The following is an 18079-nucleotide window of genomic DNA, read 5'->3' on the forward strand; positions in this document are numbered from 1 at the left end:
CGTACCCGCGAAGAGATCAGTTCGAGTGCCCGGCTACTTGGGCGCGTCAGGAAAGGATCCGCACGAGTGCGGAGAGCGCTTGAGGCCACGCAGCGTCGGAGGGCACCCCGTATCCAACGACGAGGGCATCGGCCATGGCGTTCAGGGACCGTTCATGGCGGTATCGAGACAGGCCAGCCACTTTGAGGCAGTGCCGGGTTGCCGACTGAAGGACCTGCTGCTCGGTCCCGGGCGGCAAACCGAGCGCGGTGTGCAGGCCGGCCGCCGTCCCGATGACGCGTACCTTTGGGGCGTGCTGGGCCAGGGCTGTGACGAGAGCGTCTCGTCGATCGCGGTAGCGCCGACGGGCAGCACGTATGTGACGGCTGTAGGCGCCGGAGGTGATGAATTCCGCCATCGTCAGCTGGCTGAATACCTCGCACGAGTCGATCTGCCCCTTGGCCGCCACGGCTTCCCCAGCCAGCGTGGGAGGCAGCGCCATCCAGGCCAGCCGCAGGCCAGGAGCAAGGGTCTGGCTGGCGGTACCCAGGTAGACCACGCAATCCGGGTCGAGTCCTTGGAGCGCTCCGACAGACTGGCGGTCGAACCGGAACTCACCGTCATAGTCATCCTCCAGGACCAGCCCGCCGGTCCGTCTGGCCCAGTCCACGACGGCCGTCCGGCGATCGCGCTGCAGCGCCGTGCCCACAGGGAACTGGTGAGCCGGTGTGAGTAGGACCGCTTCGGTGCCGAGGGGCGGCACCGGGTCGGTCCCGTGGGTGTCAAAGGGAAGCGGGAGGGTCTTCAGCCCAGCAGCCGCCAGCAGGCCGCAGTACCTGTCCAGGCCGTAGGACTCGACGGCTACGTTCCTCGCCCCTCGCCCGGCCAGGACTCCGCTCAGGATCTGCAGGCCGTGGGAGACGCCGGCGCAGATCAGTATGTGCTCCGGACTCACGTACACGCCCCGGGCTCGAGCGAGATGGCCTGCGAGTGCGGCCCGTAGCTCCGGCCGACCGCGGGGGTCGCCGTAGCCGAGCGCGTCGTCGGGGGCCGCGGCCAGGGCGCGGCGTGTGGCCTTCAGCCAAGCTGCACGAGGAAAGGCGGTGAGGTCGGGGTTACCTGGGATCAGGTCGTAGCAAGGGTTACCGGACGGCTCGGCGGCCGAGCGCGCCAGGATCGGCCGAGTGATCATCCTGTCTGCGACGAGTGTGCCCGAGCCTCTGCGGGCGGTAAGCCATCCCTCGGCGACGAGGTCGGCATAGGCGTCAGCCACGGTGTTGCGGGCAAGGCCGAGGTCGGCGGCGAGCTGGCGGGAGGAGGGCAGCCGGGTCCCCGGGGCCAGGCGGCCGGTGCGGACAGCATCGCGCACGGCTTCGGCCAGCGCACGGCGCACACCTCGTCCAGCTCGTATCAAATCATTCTCAAAGACCTGCCATAGCTGCGCTGGACTGATCGTGGTGCGGGCGCCGAGGGGCTCGACGGTGGCCGCGTTGTTGATCGGAACATCGACCTGGCGGCCGGACAGAAGGTCGTCGATGGCCGTGGTGCGCTGGTTGTCCTTGGTCAGATCGGTAGTCACGATGCGAACCTCAACACTCGACGCACTTGCTCTGATAGCGCTGGCGGTTTCGTCGAGTTGGTCGGCGGTGCGGGCGAGAAGGATGACATCGAGTCCGGCCCTGGCAAGTCCGGTCGCGATCGCTGCGCCAATTCCGTGGCCAGAGCCGGTGATCAGTGCGGTCCTGCCAACAAGCCCAGCTGTCATGCATGAGGATTCCTTTCAACGCGGTGTGTGGGATTGCCTCTCCCACGCCCCGTTGGACATGACGCAACTCCGACGAGCGAGAAGGTCTACCGGATTGCGCCTGCACCTATGGGATGAGCGTCGATCCTTCGCGTCGTCTTACCGAGATGTCGCTGTTGCGCTTGTTCCCCGACGCCCTCGCGCCCCACCCCTATCGATCAGAGGCGCCGGATGAAGGCGATTGTGGTGACGGACCAGGCCGCGGAAACGGCCGGGATGACGCTGGTGGAGCGGCCCGAGCCGCAGGCAGCGCTGAACGATGTCGTTGTTCAGGTTCATGCGTCGGGATTCATGCCGGGTGAGCTGACGTGGTTCTCGACCTGGACCGATCGCTTCGGCCGCGACCGGACGCCGTCGATTCCCGGGCAAGAGCCAGCCGGAGTCGTCAGCGCTCTCGGCTATGGCACGACGGGGCTGTCGGTGAGCCAGCGGGTGTTCGGCCTCGAGGACGGATTTCGGGGCGGCACCCTGGCGGAGTATGTGGCGATCGAGGTGCGTAACCTCGCGCCGCTGCCGGCCGACGTCGACTATACGGTGGGTGCGGCCCTGCCGATGCCGGGCCTGACCGCGTGGCAGGGGCTGTTCGAGCACGGCCGCCTTCAGGCGGGGAAGAGCGTCCTCGTGCACGGTGCGGCCGGCGCTGTCGGGTCAATGGTGACGCAGTTCGCACGAGAGGCCGGCGCCTACACCGAGTACGCCCGCGCCGCTGCGAACAGCCTGCTCGAATCCATCTCGATCAATGAGCGACTTCAGTCGGTCTACGCCCGTACGTCATCCCTCCCCTATTCGCCTCGACGACGCAGGTGTCGTGCTGAGCCGCGAGGTCCTCGCCGGCGTGGCGGGCCAGATACTGTTGTTGCAGGACGACGAGGTCATATCGCTCGACGATGGTCAGGGAGCGGCAAATGGACACCTCGGATGAACTTCTTCAGAAGGCTACACCGTCCGCTCTTTTGACCCTGGACGGTGTCATCCGCTCCCTCAACGCCGCGATGGCCACCGCACTGGGCAGGCCGTGGGAACAGTGCGTAGGTCATGGCTTTGTTGATCTATTCTCCGAGGAGCAGCGCATCTCGGCTGAGAGCCTGCTGACGCACGGGGCCACGCCGATGATGCTTGCGATGCGTGTGCTGGAATTCCCCGGCACGAGCACCGCATCTGTGGTCTGCCTCGTCGAGGCGCAACCGGTGACGGATCCCCTGAGCGGCGAGCGCCTTGTGTGGGTGCATTCATTGGACGCGAAACATGACCTCGGCGGTCTGCTGATCCCATTCCAGCTTGCGGCTAAGGCTGCCGGCCTCGGCCTCTGGATGTGTTCCCCCGATGAGCACCAGATGGAGTGGCTGGGTGGCGCACCCGCCCTGGCCACGCTCTTCCCGCAGGGTTCGGTGCCCCTGTCCAAGATGATCAAGCGAGTGCACCCCGATGACCGGAAGGACGTGCAGCGGCTTGTGCGCTCGTCCGCCGCCCAGTCCCCGTGGATCAGGTCACGGTTCCTCACCGAGCACGATGGCTGGCGTGTCCTCGCAGGCCAGACCCGCCGGATCCAGTTGGGATACGGCGGGCCCGAACGAATCTTCGCGGTGATCCGTGACGACACCCAGTCGGAGGCGCACCGCCAAGAGATGCTGGCCGAGGTGAGCGCGGAGCGAGAGCGTGCCGACGGGATCACCGCGTTCTCCTCCGCCCTGTTCACCGCCGCCACCGAGCAGGAACTGCAGCAGGTTGTGCTGGCCCGGCTCGCCGCGGCCGTCGGAGGTACCGGCGCCCTCTTCGCCGTCGTCGACGAGGGGCGCTTGCGGGTCTCCTCGGATGCCGGGATCCCCACGTGGGAGGCTGATGCTCTGCACGGCCTGTCGCTGGATGAGGACCGGCCGTTGCCCTGCGTGATCCGTACTGGTCAGGCGCAGTTCTTCCCCAACCACGAGGAGCTTGTTCGCCGTTGGCTGCATGATGACAGTCTGCCCTTGCCGCGCCCCGTCCCCGGCACCGCCTTGTCGATCACCCCCCTCAGCCCGGTGGGCGACCGGCCACTCGGGGCCTGGGTGGTGACGTACGACAGTGACAAGCCCCCGTCCCCGGAGAAGCTCGCCTTCATGACGGCTCTGGCCGAATTGGCAGGCCAGGCACTGAGGCGCATCAGGTTGCAACAAGCCCACGTCGAGCTGTCCACGGCGCTCCAACAGAGCATGCTCCCGACGCTGCCGGAGCACCTCCCAGGCCTGGAGATCGCCGCCCGCTATCAGCCCAGCCGGGATGGGCTGGATATCGGCGGAGACTGGTATGACGCGTTCTTCCTACCCGACGGTGCGGTCGCACTCGAAATCGGCGACGCTCAAGGGCACGACGTCGATGCTGCGGTTTTCATGGGCCAGGTGCGCTCGTCCATGCGCGCGATCGCCGCCCACGAGCCAGAGCCGGGTACGGTGCTGACGCGTACCAACGAGTTGCTCGTCGCGATGGACGCGCCACGCTTCGCAAGCTGCACCATGCTGCACCTCGATCCGCATGACGGACAGGTCATCGGCACCAGCGCAGGCCACGTGCCACTGCTCCACGCACGCGACGACGGCAGCCACACCATCCGCACACTTCCCGCCGGGCCGGTCCTCGGAATCGTGCCTGGCGCCGAGTACCCCGAGGAGACCTTCACTTTGGAAGAGGGCACCGCGCTGGTCATGGTCACCGATGGTGTGGTCGAAGGGCCGTGCCTGACCCTGGAAGCCGGACTGGAGCGAGCGGGAGCGCTGGCCGGTCGAGCCCTCCAGGATCGGCTCGGCGTCGAGGCGACTGCAGATCGGATACTCGACGCGGTGGCCGCGGTGGACCACCTCGACGACGTGGCCGTGCTGGTCATCCGACGCGCATGAGACTCGATGCGCAGCGAGACCCTGCCGGCGCTCGAGGCGACGCGCCGTCGAGGCACCCGCGTCATCGGTCTTAAGGGACCTTGGGCAGCCGCCATTCCGGGCGGATGCGGTGGCAGGTGTACCCGTACGGATAGCGCTGCAGATAGTCCTGGTGCTCTGGCTCGGCCTCCCAGAAGGCGCCGGCGGGCGTCACCTCCGTGACGACCTTCCCCGGCCACAGGCCGGAGGCGTCGACCTCGGCGATCGTGGCGTCTGCGACGCGCCGCTGCTCATCATCGAGATGGAAGATGGCCGACCGGTAACTCAAGCCGTCGTCGTTGCCCTGCCGGTTCAGCGTGGTGGGGTCATGTACCTGGAAGAAGAACTCGAGGAGGGCCCGGTAGTCCGTCCCCGCCGGGTCGTAGGTGATCTCGATGGCCTCCGCATGGCTGCCGTGGTTGCGGTAGGTGGGGTTCGCCGTCTCGCCCCCCGTATAGCCGACACGCGTCGAGACCACGCCGTCCAGGGTCCGAAACAGCTCCTGCATGCCCCAGAAGCACCCGCCTGCCAGAATTGCTCTCTGGTGTGCCATGCCGTGTTGCCCTCCTGCTAATTCCGCCGTCCGGATGTAACGGGCCGGAACGCATGGACCCGCGCTCTATCGACCTGACCGTGTCCCGCCGGCACCGTGCGCTGCGGCTCGGGGCGCCGCGACAGCGGCCGTGCAGCGCCCACAGTGGTTAGCTGCGCGGCCCGCGGACTCCTTACGCCCTTTGCGGCCCTGTCCGAAATCCGGCCGAGCAGGCTCAGACGGGAGGGCGTCGGAGGCGGGACGTCCTGTGCGCGGAGACGGCGGGCACCTGCTGACATCCGTGTCACGCCCATGGGTCCCTCGGGAGCCCGCCCGTGCTGCAGGCAGCGGCTTCTCCACCGCAGGGCACCTGGCCGCCAACGCCGGTCTAGGTATAAAACTGCCGGACGTTGTTTGGCCCGTCCGGCACTGGCTCGACGCGGCGAGAGCACTCCCGCCGCAGCTCCTCGCTGCCGCCGATCCTGTGTCCCTGGCGGCGGAGGAGGGAGCGGGGACCATTCTGTCCTCAGGGGTGGCGGCGCCGGAGGCATGGATTGTGTCTGGTAGCAGCCGGCCCGGGACCGAGCACACCGGTCGAGTGCGCGGCTCCGGCAGGCCGGCTCCGCCTCGGGAGGCCCGGGACGATGGCTCGGGTCGGACGGCTCGAGCGCCGGAGGGCCGGGTATCAAAAAGGACCTTGAGGTCCCTTCCGACTCCTGCTAGCGTTCGCACTGGTAATTTGACCAATGTGGCGGAACATGCGCGCGACAAGAACAACTCCCGGCTGACTGAGCGCGGGCGGGCGACTCGAAAGCGCATTTTGAGGGCCGCCGCTGACATGATGTACGTCAAGGGCGTCTCCTCCACGACCCTCGACGAGATCAGGGCGGCCAGCGGAACGAGCAAATCCCAGCTCTACCGTCACTACCCCGACAAGGATGCGCTGGTGCAGGACGTTGTCGCGTTGCAGGCTGCGGAATTGCTCGAACGTCAGCACCAGCAACTGGAGCGGCTCAACTCTCTCCGCGGGCTGGAGCGCTGGCGGGACGCACTGATCGAACGCAACGCGCTCCGAAACGGAGCATACGGCTGCCCGCTCGGCTCCCTTGCAAGCGAACTGGCCGATCAGGACGAAGAGGCGCGTAAGGCGATCGCCCGGCACTTCGACACCTGGGAGGGCCTGCTCGAGGCCGGGCTCGAGCGGATGAAGGACTCTGGAGTCCTCCGAGCAGACGCGGACGCCGGAGAGCTCGCCACCAGCCTCATGGCCGCCCTTCAAGGCGGCTACCTCCTTGCCCAGACGGCCCAGGACGTCAAACCCATGAAGATCGCCCTGGACATGGCGATCGGCCACGTGAAGGCCTATGCCGTGCTCGCCGAGGACGGCGATCCGCCGGCCGGGGCGCGGGAGGACGCCTAGAGGGCGTTTATGCAGGTCAAGCCGCTATATGCGGCTCTCGCTCCTGCCCTGCTTTGAGGACCTTCATTCCATAGGCGGCGGATGACGCTCTCCCGGCGGATGGTCGGCCATCCGTCTCGTTCCGCTTCTGTACCCGGAAGTCCGTCTGGTCTGAAGTTGCCGTGGAATCACCCGATGAACGGCAGAACCGAGCCCTCCGCCTCCAATCACGCTACGCCGTGAGCGAAGCGCAAGGCGTACCCCAGCGACCTGTCCGACACCCGATGGACCCTGATCGAGCAGACCTCAAACGCCCTCTGAGTCGTCTGGGGCGAGGCGGCGCCAAGAAGCCCTGGTGTGGCGCCAGGAGGCGATTGCGTCGCGGTCTCTGTACCGGACTGCACTTCGCCGTCCTCCCGGCCGACGGAGGCGGCCCGGCCGGGGACGTGACGGCCGGAAAATGCCTTCGTCCGAACGCTCTGTGTCCGTATGTGGCCCCAGTCGCCGACCGAGAACGGCGGCGGTCCCCGGTACAAGAGGCAGGTCTCCTCCATCCAAGACGGGACTATTTAGTCCTGAAAATTCGCTGATCTGCTGTACGTTTGGGGAGAGCGGTCCCTTGCGGACAGCCAAGCAGTCAAGTCTCAAAAGGATCTCCAGGGCGGTAGGCACTATGCATGCAGGTGTCCAGTTCTCAGTGCTCGGCCCGGTCCGGCTCCACAGGCAGGGGAGCGAGGCCGGAGCTGGTCAGCCGAGGCAGTGCGCCGTGCTCGCTTCGCTGTTGCTCAGGGCGGGCAAGCCTGTAAGTCTCTCGAGACTGGTGGAGGACGTGTGGGGCGACGAGGCCCCACCGTCGGCCGTAGGCTCCGTGCGCACGTACGTTTACAGGCTCAGGCAGGCACTGGGGGAGCAGAGTGACAGCTCCGTGAGCCTGGTCGACGGGGGCTACCTGCTGCACATCCAACGGGACGCTCTGGACCTGAACAGATTCAAGGAGACGACGGCAAGGGCGAGGGAGGCGCGTAGCGCCGGCGACCTGGAGTCTGCGGTGAGCCTGCTGACCGAGGGCCTCGAGATGTGGAAAGGAGTGGCCCTCGCTGGGGTCCCGGGGCCGTTCGCGGAACAGCAGCGCAGCGTCCTCGGGGAGATGCGCCTCGCCTGTGCGGAGGAGCAGCTCGCCTGCGAAGTGGAGAGAGGGCACTACGCCGAGGCCGCCGCGGAACTGTCCGCTCTGCTTGTCGAGCACCCGCTTCGAGAGCGCGTATGCGGCCTCCTCATGACTGCGCTCTACGGCGCTGGCCGGCAGTCCGAGGCGCTGACGATCTACCACACGACCAGTCACCTGCTGCGTCAACGCCTCGGCGTCAGCCCGTCGCCGGAACTGCAGCAAGTCCACGAGCGCATCCTCTCCGGGCGATTCCAGCTCCCGCAAAGCGCCGACCGCCCGAAGGGTGCGCCAGCGACGCCCCCGCCGCACGCCCCGGCTCAGCTCCCGGCCGCCCTGCCGAGCCTCGTCGGCCGTGAGAGAGAGCAGGAGCAGGTCGAGCGCTTGGCCGCCGATGCAGCGGCGTCGTACTCCGTGGCCATCTGCGCGGTCGGCGGACTGGCCGGCGTCGGCAAGACGGCTTTCGCCACCACCGTCGCGCACCGTCTCGCTGACCGCTTCCCGGACGGCCAGCTCTTTGCAGACCTGCAGGGAGCCGGACCGGAGGCCGAGCCGCGGGACCCCGCGCAGGTGCTCGGGGACTTCCTGCAGTCATTGGGGATCCCCGTCGAGGACATGCCCGAGACCGCGCAGGCACGCGGGCTCATGTTCCGCGGCTTGCTGGCCAACCGCCGAGTGCTCGTCCTGCTCGACAACGCATGGAACACGGACCAGATAAAGCATCTCCTCCCCGGAGGCCCCGGCTCCATGGTCCTTGTCACCAGCCGCATGCAACTGCACGCGCTCGTCGCTGCCTACCAGGCACTTCCCCTGACACTCATGCCCCTGAGCCAGACGGACGCACGCAGCCTCCTCGCGCGCCGACTCGGCGCAGCGAGGACAGCAGCTGAACCAGAGGCCGTCGACCGCATCATCCGGCTGGCCGGGCAGCTCCCCTTGGCCCTGGCCAACGTCGCCGCCCGCGCGGCGTATCGACCCCAGCTGCGTCTGGCGAGCCTGGCCGACGAGTACGAGGCACCGGAGCACAGCACTCTGGACGCCTTCGCGAGCGACGAGGACCAGACGCTCGACGTTCGCGAGTCCATTACCCGCTCGTACCGCCTGCTCGACACGGAAACAGCCGCGCTCTTCCGCGACCTGAGCGCCTGCCCAGACCCCATGTTCGCGGCATCGCAGGTTGCGGATCTGGCCGGACGGCCCGAGCGCCGGGTCCGCCAGGCGTTGTCGCGCCTCACCCGAGCGCACCTCGTCGCGGAGATCGGCCCGGGTCGGTACAGCTGGAACCGGCTTGTGGCCGCCTACGCAGTGGAGCAGGCGGGGGAGAGGTTCCTCGACCAGGGCAAGCCAGCCCGCTCCTGGGGCGAGCAGGGGCCAGCATCCATGTCGTCGTCAAAGGCACCCTGCGGAGACGTTGCCGCGGCCAGTAGCCGGGACCGAGCAGTTCCCGAAGGGGGGCATGCCCTACCGGGCGGCACCGTTCTACGAGAAAGAACTGACCAAAGAGTATGAGCGTCGTGCCCCCCTTTGCGGTTCGACGGCGGGCGGATCGGGGCCAGCCTGTTCGCCGCGATGTACCGGGCGTAGTCGGCCGGAGAGTCTGGACTACGGCTGCCTTCACCGTCTACGACAGGATCGCGGAGGCCCTCCAGGACGTTCCGACGCCAGGGAGCATCTCGTCCGTGGGAGTGCAACGCTCCGCTCGGGCCTGTCGGCGGCCAAGGCAGAACAGTTGGCGTCGGGCGCACGAGCGCCCTTACCCCCTGCGCACTGCTGGGACGCCCTGTGCCCGGGGCCGTCCCACCTGCAGCCGGGAGTGTGCCGCCGCTCAGGGGCCCGCTCCCGTGTGCGCTGAACCTGTTTGCCGGGCTTCGGGCGGAGTGCGGAGAGCGGCGCCGTGAAGGGAGCGCTGGGTTGTCCCGTCGCATCTCGTGGCCGACGAGTCCTACCGGCAGGGGTGACGGGGCGTGCCGGTGTGACTGACCGGGGCACCGGATGTCGCCTTCCCCACGCTGGCAGCAGCCCTCCTTGCGCTGGAGCCGGCCGGAAGCTCGGCTCGCACATCTTCGAGCCGGCCAACGGAGGTGCGCTCCGGTGGCAGCACCTGTTCTGGTTCTTCGGCCATCCCGAGGTGCACATCATCGCGCGCCGTTCTTCGGTATCGTCTCCGAGATCCTGCCGGTCTTCAGCCGGAAGCCGCTCTTCGGCTACCTGGGCATCGGCGGAGCCACGATCAGCATCGCCGGGATCTCCGTGACCGTATGGGCGCATCACATGTTCCTCACAGGAGGCGTTCTACTGCCCTTCTTCGCCTTCATGTCGTTCCAAATCGCGGTGCCGACGGGTGCCAAGTTCTTGAACTGGATCGGCACGATGTGGAAGGGGTCGCTCTCGTTCGAGACGCCCATGTTGTGGTCGATGGGATTCCTCCTCACGTTCCTCTTCGAGGCCTCACCGGCGTGCTGCTGGCTTCGCCGCCGCTCGACTTCCCCGTGTCCGACTCCTACTTTGTCGTAGCGCACCTCCACTAAACCCTGTTCGGCACAATCATCTTCGCCATGTTCGCGGGCTTCTACTTCTGGTGGCCGAGCGGCGGACAGAGTTGGCCGACCGTCCCGCCGGCAGCGTGCGGACAGCAGCGTCTCGCGCTCAGCGTGACACTGCCTTGATGAAATTAGACCGTACCGCGACTATCGCGCGGCTCCCGAACGGCCCGTTTTCTTCGCGCAGCAATGCGCAGAGGGCGGAAGCGGTAGGCAGGACAGATCCATGCAGTTTCCGCTAGTCGGATGACGGGGCCACTGCGATTGGCGCCGTAGAGGCCTTATAGAGCTGTTGTAGACACTGCTATGGCAGGGTCAGATGGAACACAGTCAAGAAGTGTTCACCGCTCAATAGAGAAGCTCCTAGCGGGTCCGGCAGGCTGTATGTCGGTCCGCCCAGGAACCAGGACAGGCGCATCCACGGAAGACCCGCCGTCGCCGGGACGGTATACGCCCTTCCCCGCACTTTCGGCCCGGCAGCGGCTGCCAGGTCAGACGCGTCAAGCAGCCTCGGCAGGCGTTGAGGCCGGTCGGACCCATCCGCTGCACCCAGACCTGTCGCCAGGCCCGCTGCGGAGGAGCCGGGCCGGGTGCCAAGCCCTGGACTGTCCGAAGCGGGCTGACACCGCACGCCGGGCGCAGCCGGCGTGGTCTGGGCGCTGAGAGAGGAAGCGACCGTGAAAATGATGCATTTCCCACCGGAACCGGGCACCAGCAGTCAGCGGGAGAGCCCCGCCCAGCGCCGTGCGAGATTCGAAGAGGAAGCCCTCCCGCATCGTCGCACCCTCTACGCCGCCGCCTGGCGCATGACCCGCCACGCAGCAGACGCTGAAGACCTGGTCCAGGAAGCGTACGCGCGCGCGTATGCATCGTTCGACCGGTTTCAACCAGGCACGAACTTCGCAGCCTGGATGAAGAAGATCATGGTCAATCAGTACATATCTACCCGCCGTGGACAGCAGTGCAGACCGCACCTGTGCCTCTCCTCCGAGGTCGAAGACGAGCAGCTGGCGCGTCTTGGCGCCCATGCTTCCGGAGCACCGAAGTCGGCCGAGGCAGAAGCGCTGGAGCGCATCGTGAATCCCGACCTCCAAGCAGCTTTCCGCCAGATCTCCCCGCCGCGCCGGCTCGCTGTGTACCTCGCAGACGTCGAGGGTCTCTCCTACCGCGAGATCGCGGAAACGATGGGGATCCCTGTGGGCACCGTGATGTCGCGCATCCACAGGGGGCGGCGACAGCTGCGTTGGCTGCTGCAGCAGCCAACGCCCGGGCTGCACACAGCGTGACCGCCCGCCACCGGCGTGGAGGGTCGCGGGCCTGCGTGGACCGGCCTGCTCACCAGCCGGCCGCGACAGTACGGGAAGGCGCGCCCCACGACGCGCGCGAGTTACTCGTTGAAATATGCCGGAAACCCCGTCCGTGAAATCTCGGGATGCGCGCACGGCGAAAGAAAAACAGCGACTTCGCGTAGACGGCCTGTAGATGGGTCTTGTGTTTGGCTTGTCCGCACGAGATGACCTGAGGATTGAAGGCCATGCACTCTGTGGATGTCAGAAAAACGTGCCACTCAGCTCCGGACGGACGTGCCGGAAGCAGCGGCTGCGCCCCGGCAGCACGGCCCGCCGAGGGCCTAGGGCAACTCGACCCGGAATCCGCCGCCTGGGTGGACGCGCTCTCGGACGGCCGTGGGCCGCAGTACGAGCAGGCGTGCACGCGGCTGCACGAAATGCTGGTGCGGATTGCCATGAACGAAGTGTTTCGCCGGGGTCCTCGTTACCGGATTACCGGGCCCGAGCTGAACGATCTCGCCCACCAGGCGGCCGCCGACGCACTGATGAGGATCACACGCAAAATTCGGGAATTTCGAGGCGACGCCAGGTTCACCACATGGGCGTTCCGATTCGTCGTGCTTGAGGTGTCCAGCAAACTGGGCCGCCATTTCTGGCGTCTTTCAAATGCCCGGGTCGACTTGGACGAATGGGCGCAAGTGCCCGACCGTTCCGGTATCGACCCCGTCAGCCACTGGCAGGCGCGAGAGCTGGTCGAAGCTGTGCGTGACGCAATCCAGACACTGAGCGCCCGCCAGCGGCAGGTGTTCACCGCCGTCGTCAACGGAGTCCCCCTGGAAGCGCTGGCCAGTGAGCTGGAGACGAACCGCAACGCGCTCTACAAGACGATGTTCGACGCCCGTAAGAAACTGCGAGCTCAGCTGATAGCCGGCGGACATCTCAGCGCCGCGGGCTGATGCAGCGGCGACTACGTCGGCTCGGGCAACGCTGACCAGGCGGTTCGCACCGCAGCCGCACACACCCCGGGAGCCTGGCAGTCGTCCTCCGGGCTGCGCCCTCAGGTACTCACCTTCCCGGGGCGCCGGAGGTAAGAAATCGCTCCGCCCGGGCGCTCACCTTCGAAGGGGCCCACCGGGGCCACCCCGGATGAACAGGGACGGCGAGCATGGCGTTCATCTCGCGCGGCTTCCACGGTCGAAGGCCGTCGGCGGGCACGAAGCTGCCACCTGGACAGTACGAGACGACCGGGTTCCCGGTGCTGTCCGCCGGGCCTACCCCCCGCATCCGGCAGGACGACTGGAAGCTGTCCGTGACCACGGAAGCCGGGAGGCGGCACGTGTGGGACTGGGCAGACCTGATGGCACTCCCGGCGGAGTCTCCGACGGTGGACCTGCACTGTGTGACGAAGTGGTCGAAGTTCGGCACCGAATGGCAAGGCGTGTCCCTGGACGTTCTACTCGCGGACGTGGAGACGGCCGCAGAGCACGTTCTCGTTACCTCGTACGGGGGCTACACCACGAACATCCCCCTCGCCGACCTGGTCGACGGCAAAGCGTGGATCGTCTATGGCTACGGGGGCAGCGACCTGGCACCCGAACACGGTGGCCCTGCTCGGCTGCTGGTTCCTCACCTGTACCTGTGGAAGTCCGCGAAGTGGGTGCGCGAGATCGAGCTGAGGCAGAGCGACGCGCCCGGCTTCTGGGAAAGCGCCGGCTACCACAACTACGGAGACCCATGGCGAGAACAGCGGTACCAGGGAGACTAGGCGGCCGGCTCCGATGGCGGACTCGGACCGCCGACGTAACGAGTCGGCGCGTGGAGTCGGCGACGGCCGTCACCCTGACACTGGACCTGCAGGGCTGACCCGGGCACCTGGCCGGCCAGCATGTAGACGTCAGGCTGACCGCAGAAGACGGCTACAGCACCCAGCGCAGCTACTCGATCGCCTCGGCCCCCAACGCCCGGGGCTTCGAGCTGACGGTCCAGCGCACGCCTGGCGGGGAAGTGTCGCCCTACCTCGTGGACGAGTTCGTGGTCGGGGAGCAGTTGCGCTGAGCGGGCCTGTCGGCGGGTGGTTTGTCTGGAGCAGCAGACCGAGCCGGTTCTGCTGGTGGCGGGCGGATCGGGACTCGTGCCTTTGATGTGCATGGTCCGTGCACGGGAGGAGGCCGGCACCCGGGCACCGTTCCGGGTGCTGTACGCACTGCCGGTCCGGCTGGAGTACTAGCGCCATTCGCGCGGCCCGACCAGGTGGAAACTCGCCCTGCCGACACTGAGCACGCCGTCTGACAGCGGCGTGCACCGTACGCCGCCCTTGCCGCGTAGCGCACGCTGCGCCCCGGGCCCGATGAGAGTGTCCATCCACGCACAGGGCCGTGCAGCGCGGTTGACGGCGAACGCAATGGGGCCGTCGCCGGTGTCGAGTTCTACGGTCCAATCGACGTAGGCGTCGATGTCGATGCCTCGGACCAGGATGTTCCGTCGCATCTGTCGCAGGTCGACAGCGGGATCGATGCTTGTGGGCAGGTTCTCTTCCGCCATGATGGTCACGGCCGCATCCCGGTGAGCTGGCTGGGCGAAGTACCGGTCGCCGACGATTCCGAGATGACTGCGTACATGGATCTGCTGCACCAGCCCGCCGACAGGATCCGCTGACGGCCCCTGGGCGGGCCGTCCGGAGAACCGGTGCACCGGCGATGCGAGGAGCTGCACGACCTGCACGTCGTGCTGAGGGACGTGTGAAAAACCCAAACCGAGTCAGATCCCTTCTTCCACGCGAATTGCATTGTCTCCGCGTGCTCAAGTCATTGACGTGGACGGCCTGCTCCGTCTCAGGTGTCAGGCCGGTAGCTGGACCGTTTCCGGGTGCTGAGGCGTTTTCTTCTGCGGGTCAGGACAATTCTTCCTCGTCCACTCCACCGCAGATTCGGTACTGCTGTGCTTTGGTGACAGCCCAACTGGCGCACTGTCGGCGGACAGGGCACGGCTTGCACACGGCCTTCGCTTCGTCGGCCTGACGCCGGCCGGGGCCCTCCGGGCTTACGGGGAAGAACGGTTCGGTGTCGAGATCCCGGCAGGCCGCGCTTTCGAGCCATGTCGGAATGCTGCTGCCGTCTCCGTGGACGCGGTTCACCCCGCTCTTCCGGGAGGAGGGAACACCGTGCGGGAAGTGCGGCAGCGCCCGGGGATCGGTGCTCCGAAGGGGCGCTTCTCATTGCCGCGTGTGCAGCCTGTGTGCGCCGGTTCGGAGCTGGGCCGCGGTTGCTGTGAGAAGGCCGTCCCAGGACTCCTGGAACTTTGCCACGCCCTCGTCCTCCAACTGCTGGACGACTTCGGTGTAGGGGATCCCCAGGCGCTCGATCGCTTCTAGGTCGGCCCGGGCTTCGTCGTATGTGCTGCGGACATCGCTGCCTGCGGCCAGCCCCTGTGCCTCGACGGCGAGCAGCGTGGCCTCGGGCATGGTGTTCACCGAGCCGGGGGCGATCAGACCGGCGACGTACTTGGTGGCCTCGTACGCGCTGTCCTTGACGCCCGTGGAAGCCCACAGCGGGCGCTGTTTGTTCGCCCGCGAACGGTGCAGGCGGTTCCAGCGCTCACCGGAGAAGACCTCCTCGAAGGCTTCGTAGGCCAGGCGGGCGTTGGCGACGGCGGCCCTGCCCCGGAGGGCTCTGGCCTCCGGCGTGCCAAGGGCGTCGAGGCGCCTGTCGACCTCCGTGTCCATGCGGGAGACGAAGAACGATGCGACCGAGGAAATCTGCGACAGGTCGCGCCCAGCAGCGCGGGCTTTCTCGAGGCCCGTCAAATAGGCGTCAGCAACCTGCCGGTAGCGTGCCAGCGAGAAGATCAGGGTCACGTTGACACTGATGCCCTGGGCGATGGTCTCGGCGATGGCGGGCAGGCCCGCCTTGGTCGCAGGGATCTTGATGTATGTGTTCGGGCGGTCTACGAGCCAGGCCAGGTGACGTGCCTCGGCGATCGTCGCCGTGGTGTCGTGAGCCATGTGGGGGTCGACCTCGATGGAGACGCGGCCGTCCTGGCCGGCGTAGGACGCGAGGAAAGCGGGGCGAAGGATGTCGGCGGCATCGCGTACATCCGACGCGGTGATGGTGCGGACCGCCTCCTCGGCTGACACTCCGCGAACCGCGAGCTCGGACATCCGGGCCTCGTATTCCGTTCCGTGCGATATTGCGTCCCTGAAGATCGTCGGGTTCGTAGTGACGCCCACCACGTGGCGGCTGCTGATCAGCTCCGCCAGGCTGCCCGAGCTGATCCGCTCGCGCGACAGGGTGTCCAGCCACACGGACACACCAGCGTCCGAGAGGTCCTTCAACGCGCTTGTCATGTTTCCCGCACCTTCCAGGGTGGGTGAGGCGGGCCGTGCAGGCCGCCCGAGCGTGCCTACGTCTGCGCAGCGGCGGCCCTGGCGGTGTGCCCTACGCCCACCAGGCCATCCCTACGCCGACCTGGGCTGGGCCGCCGGTCGGGACGCTCCGCATCGGAGCGTCCCGACCGGCGCAGGGGCCGGTTGACCGGGGAACGTGCCGTCGGCGGCGTGTGGTCCGGCCGCGGGCCGAAACCGCCTCGGCACAGCCCCGATCGTAGTGCGCCTTCCCGAGCAGGGGCAGGCGGTCGAGCTGCACTCCTGGGCGCGCTTCGTTTGCATCTCACGGCCGACGAGTCGCACTGGCGCAGGCGACGGGGCGTGACGGTACGACTGCCCAGCACGTGCGCGGCGCCAGGAGCATCCGGTGTGGCTGTACGTGAGATCAGCCGTGGCTGTCTACGGTTACGAAGGGGCTGAAGGCAACGAAGTTGGAGAAGTCTCGCCCGACGCGCTTCACTGCGCTGGCGAGAGGGGCGGGGTAGCTCCAACCCACATCGTCCACGACCTTCCCGTCGATGACAGCGTTGAAGTACTGGCTGCGTCCCTTCCAGGGACACGTGTAGGGAGTCTCACTCTCGCTCAGGAGTTCGTGCGCGACTGTGCCCGGAGGAAAGTAGACGTTCCCCTCGATCATGACGATCTCGTCGTCGGACGCCTCGGCGAGCACTCGGCCCTGGATGGTCGCTCTCATAACACTCTCTCTCCTCGTCGGGCACCGCCGCGGCGTCGGCGGCAGCGGGGCGCCTGGTTCTGTGAGGGAAAGCCAGCCGCGCTGGCACTGCTCCGAGACGGGTCAGCGACCGACTCGAGCGCGGGTCTTTAGCGCTGTGGGCGGTCGAGTTCTTACGCGGCTGGACCTTTTCTTCAGGGGACTACCGTCCCAGCGACGCGCTGCAAGGTTGTCCTTGTACGCCTGCGTACGCCTGATTGCAACCGTGGGCGTTCACGCCAGAGTGGGCGCACCCAGCCGAGGTGCCGGCACCGCCCACGGCTGCGGACTGCCAGGGAGCAGCTGCGGCTGAGGGGCCCTACGGCCTGTGCGAATGGAGGGCTCGCCTACGCCCGGGATGGACGCACGGGATGGGTTGGCACGGCCCGACGTGCTTCCGCCATCCAGGTCACCGGCAAGTGCCTGGTCGCTGACGCGGACGGAGACCCTCGAGTTCAAAGGGTCCTTGGATGTCCGAGGCGTCACGGGCGGCTGAGGAGCCGTGACAGGCTATGGTCGTGGGTTTCTGCTCAGCGACTCCGCAGCGGTGATCAGGGAAGCACCCAGAAGCACCACGTCCTTGATCAGAAATTGGCCGGCCGGCGAGAGCTTCGGCTCTCGCCCCCGCTGGTGCCACGCCTCCGGAGTGCTGATCAGGAAACTGAGCGTGACGGTGAACATCCCGGCCGCGAGCAGGCTGCCGGCTGCCGAGACTCTGGGCGCCCACCGTCCGGTGGAGATCATCCCGGCGATCGTGATCTCAGTGATCCCGATGGCTTTGGCCAGTCTCGTCTCTCCAAGCGCTCTCAGCGGCCGTCGCAGCAGTGGGCTCGAGACGACCACAGGCCGGATGTTCTCCACCTCGTAATCCTCGAACTTGAGCCGTCCGATGCTGGCGAGGTTCAGCACGAGTCCGAACCGGCTCGCCGTTATCCCTCCGGAGTGCAACCTGGCGATAGCGGTGTGCGCGGCCATGGCATTCTCCTGTCTTCACACAGGCGCTACCCCGACGGCGGTCAGTGGTGGCGTCTGCGCTTCCCTCCGCAGCCGCAGGCCCGAGGCGGGACCCTGCCCGAGTATCGTGTGTGCACCGGCCTCAACCCGTGCGCCTCAACTCGGCCGAGCGGGAGGGGAGTTTTCTTGGCACTTGTCCCATCATGTCAAGAGCCCGCGCGGCCGGCATCCCAGGGTCGGCCGACGCGGCTGCAGCGCATCACGGTTATTCGAGGGCCGGACGCCGGCCCCAGGGTCCCGGCGCCAGCTTCGCCCGGGCGCTGGTGGCGCCAACGTGCCTAAGACGTCGTCTCATTTGGTGAGTCTGCGGTAGCAGATGAGGCTGCAGGCGATGGCGGTGAAGGCCAGGAAGTGCTCGGCCTTGCGTTCGTAGCGG

At 67.3% G+C, this 18079-nt stretch carries 15 protein-coding genes and 1 pseudogene; 9 read left to right on the forward strand and 7 right to left on the reverse strand.

What is annotated here, in order from left to right:
* Positions 1 to 46 precede the first annotated feature (46 nt).
* Complete coding sequence (locus tag ACIRC0_RS37940; RefSeq protein ID WP_403626138.1) at positions 47 to 1744, reverse strand: SDR family NAD(P)-dependent oxidoreductase; 1698 nt, start codon at positions 1742 to 1744, stop codon at positions 47 to 49.
* A gap of 210 nt (positions 1745 to 1954) precedes the next feature.
* Here ACIRC0_RS37940 and ACIRC0_RS37945 point away from each other — a divergent pair, with 210 nt between their 5' ends.
* Positions 1955 to 2740 carry an NADP-dependent oxidoreductase gene (locus tag ACIRC0_RS37945; protein WP_403626141.1) on the forward strand — a complete coding sequence of 262 codons (786 nt, stop codon included), beginning with the start codon at positions 1955 to 1957 and terminating at the stop codon, positions 2738 to 2740.
* Positions 2689 to 4653 carry a SpoIIE family protein phosphatase gene (locus ACIRC0_RS37950; RefSeq protein WP_403626143.1) on the forward strand — a complete coding sequence of 655 codons (1965 nt, stop codon included), beginning with the start codon at positions 2689 to 2691 and terminating at the stop codon, positions 4651 to 4653. The genes ACIRC0_RS37945 and ACIRC0_RS37950 overlap by 52 nt, the downstream gene beginning before the upstream one ends.
* Before the next feature lie 70 nt (positions 4654 to 4723).
* Here the strand turns inward: ACIRC0_RS37950 and msrA are convergent, their stop codons facing one another.
* A complete protein-coding gene (msrA, locus tag ACIRC0_RS37955; RefSeq protein ID WP_403626146.1) occupies positions 4724 to 5224 on the reverse strand; it encodes a peptide-methionine (S)-S-oxide reductase MsrA in 501 nt (166 codons plus the stop codon).
* Between the two features lie 727 nt (positions 5225 to 5951).
* Here msrA and ACIRC0_RS37960 point away from each other — a divergent pair.
* The 7 genes and pseudogenes from ACIRC0_RS37960 to ACIRC0_RS37990 all read left to right on the forward strand — a co-directional run bounded on the left by ACIRC0_RS37960 (position 5952) and on the right by ACIRC0_RS37990 (position 13651).
* Positions 5952 to 6623 carry a TetR/AcrR family transcriptional regulator gene (locus ACIRC0_RS37960; protein ID WP_403626173.1) on the forward strand — a complete coding sequence of 224 codons (672 nt, stop codon included), beginning with the start codon at positions 5952 to 5954 and terminating at the stop codon, positions 6621 to 6623.
* Positions 6624 to 7275: 652 nt separating this feature from the next.
* Positions 7276 to 9276 carry a BTAD domain-containing putative transcriptional regulator gene (locus ACIRC0_RS37965; RefSeq protein ID WP_403626175.1) on the forward strand — a complete coding sequence of 667 codons (2001 nt, stop codon included), beginning with the start codon at positions 7276 to 7278 and terminating at the stop codon, positions 9274 to 9276.
* A gap of 485 nt (positions 9277 to 9761) precedes the next feature.
* A pseudogene (locus ACIRC0_RS37970) lies at positions 9762 to 10292 on the forward strand (cbb3-type cytochrome c oxidase subunit I); the annotation flags it as partial.
* 698 nt (positions 10293 to 10990) lie between these two features.
* Complete coding sequence (locus ACIRC0_RS37975; RefSeq protein WP_403626178.1) at positions 10991 to 11593, forward strand: sigma-70 family RNA polymerase sigma factor; 603 nt, start codon at positions 10991 to 10993, stop codon at positions 11591 to 11593.
* Positions 11594 to 11841: 248 nt separating this feature from the next.
* Entirely contained in the window at positions 11842 to 12552 is a 711-nt protein-coding gene (locus ACIRC0_RS37980) for an RNA polymerase sigma factor (protein WP_403626149.1), read from the forward strand.
* 209 nt (positions 12553 to 12761) lie between these two features.
* Entirely contained in the window at positions 12762 to 13361 is a 600-nt protein-coding gene (locus tag ACIRC0_RS37985; protein WP_403626152.1) for a molybdopterin-dependent oxidoreductase, read from the forward strand.
* Between the two features lie 134 nt (positions 13362 to 13495).
* On the forward strand, positions 13496 to 13651 hold the full coding sequence (locus ACIRC0_RS37990) for an FAD-binding oxidoreductase (RefSeq protein WP_403626181.1): 156 nt from the start codon (positions 13496 to 13498) through the stop codon (positions 13649 to 13651).
* Between the two features lie 168 nt (positions 13652 to 13819).
* On the opposite strand, the gene ACIRC0_RS37995 is transcribed toward ACIRC0_RS37990, so the two are convergent.
* The 5 genes from ACIRC0_RS37995 to ACIRC0_RS38015 form a co-directional block, all read right to left on the reverse strand.
* Positions 13820 to 14317: a molybdenum cofactor biosysynthesis protein gene (locus ACIRC0_RS37995; protein WP_403626154.1), complete on the reverse strand. Its 498-nt coding sequence runs from the start codon at positions 14315 to 14317 to the stop codon at positions 13820 to 13822.
* Between the two features lie 169 nt (positions 14318 to 14486).
* Positions 14487 to 14729, reverse strand: a complete 243-nt coding sequence (locus ACIRC0_RS38000; RefSeq protein WP_403626157.1) for a WhiB family transcriptional regulator — start codon at positions 14727 to 14729, stop codon at positions 14487 to 14489.
* 78 nt (positions 14730 to 14807) lie between these two features.
* Entirely contained in the window at positions 14808 to 15938 is a 1131-nt protein-coding gene (tal, locus tag ACIRC0_RS38005) for a transaldolase (RefSeq protein WP_403626160.1), read from the reverse strand.
* Between the two features lie 424 nt (positions 15939 to 16362).
* On the reverse strand, positions 16363 to 16671 hold the full coding sequence (locus tag ACIRC0_RS38010; RefSeq protein ID WP_403626164.1) for a DUF427 domain-containing protein: 309 nt from the start codon (positions 16669 to 16671) through the stop codon (positions 16363 to 16365).
* Between the two features lie 528 nt (positions 16672 to 17199).
* Positions 17200 to 17664 (reverse strand): DUF417 family protein, encoded by a 465-nt coding sequence (locus tag ACIRC0_RS38015; protein WP_403626167.1) that lies wholly within the window; start codon positions 17662 to 17664, stop codon positions 17200 to 17202.
* Positions 17665 to 18079 lie beyond the last annotated feature (415 nt).

Origin of the sequence: Streptomyces sp. NPDC093984 (genome assembly GCF_044764595.1) — a bacterium.
Taxonomy (GTDB): domain Bacteria; phylum Actinomycetota; class Actinomycetes; order Streptomycetales; family Streptomycetaceae; genus Streptomyces; species Streptomyces cynarae.

Bases quoted from the DNA above. Each gene is read 5' to 3' on its own strand.
- ACIRC0_RS37950 (WP_403626143.1), top strand. From the start codon at position 2,689: ATGGACACCTCGGATGAACTTCTTCAGAAGGCTACACCGTCCGCTCTT.
- ACIRC0_RS38010 (WP_403626164.1), bottom strand. From the start codon at position 16,671: ATGAGAGCGACCATCCAGGGCCGAGTGCTCGCCGAGGCGTCCGACGAC.
- tal (WP_403626160.1), bottom strand. From the start codon at position 15,938: ATGACAAGCGCGTTGAAGGACCTCTCGGACGCTGGTGTGTCCGTGTGG.
- ACIRC0_RS37975 (WP_403626178.1), top strand. From the start codon at position 10,991: ATGATGCATTTCCCACCGGAACCGGGCACCAGCAGTCAGCGGGAGAGC.
- ACIRC0_RS38015 (WP_403626167.1), bottom strand. From the start codon at position 17,664: ATGGCCGCGCACACCGCTATCGCCAGGTTGCACTCCGGAGGGATAACG.
- ACIRC0_RS37945 (WP_403626141.1), top strand. From the start codon at position 1,955: ATGAAGGCGATTGTGGTGACGGACCAGGCCGCGGAAACGGCCGGGATG.
- ACIRC0_RS37940 (WP_403626138.1), bottom strand. From the start codon at position 1,744: ATGACAGCTGGGCTTGTTGGCAGGACCGCACTGATCACCGGCTCTGGC.
- msrA (WP_403626146.1), bottom strand. From the start codon at position 5,224: ATGGCACACCAGAGAGCAATTCTGGCAGGCGGGTGCTTCTGGGGCATG.
- ACIRC0_RS37965 (WP_403626175.1), top strand. From the start codon at position 7,276: ATGCATGCAGGTGTCCAGTTCTCAGTGCTCGGCCCGGTCCGGCTCCAC.
- ACIRC0_RS37985 (WP_403626152.1), top strand. From the start codon at position 12,762: ATGGCGTTCATCTCGCGCGGCTTCCACGGTCGAAGGCCGTCGGCGGGC.
- ACIRC0_RS37980 (WP_403626149.1), top strand. From the start codon at position 11,842: ATGCACTCTGTGGATGTCAGAAAAACGTGCCACTCAGCTCCGGACGGA.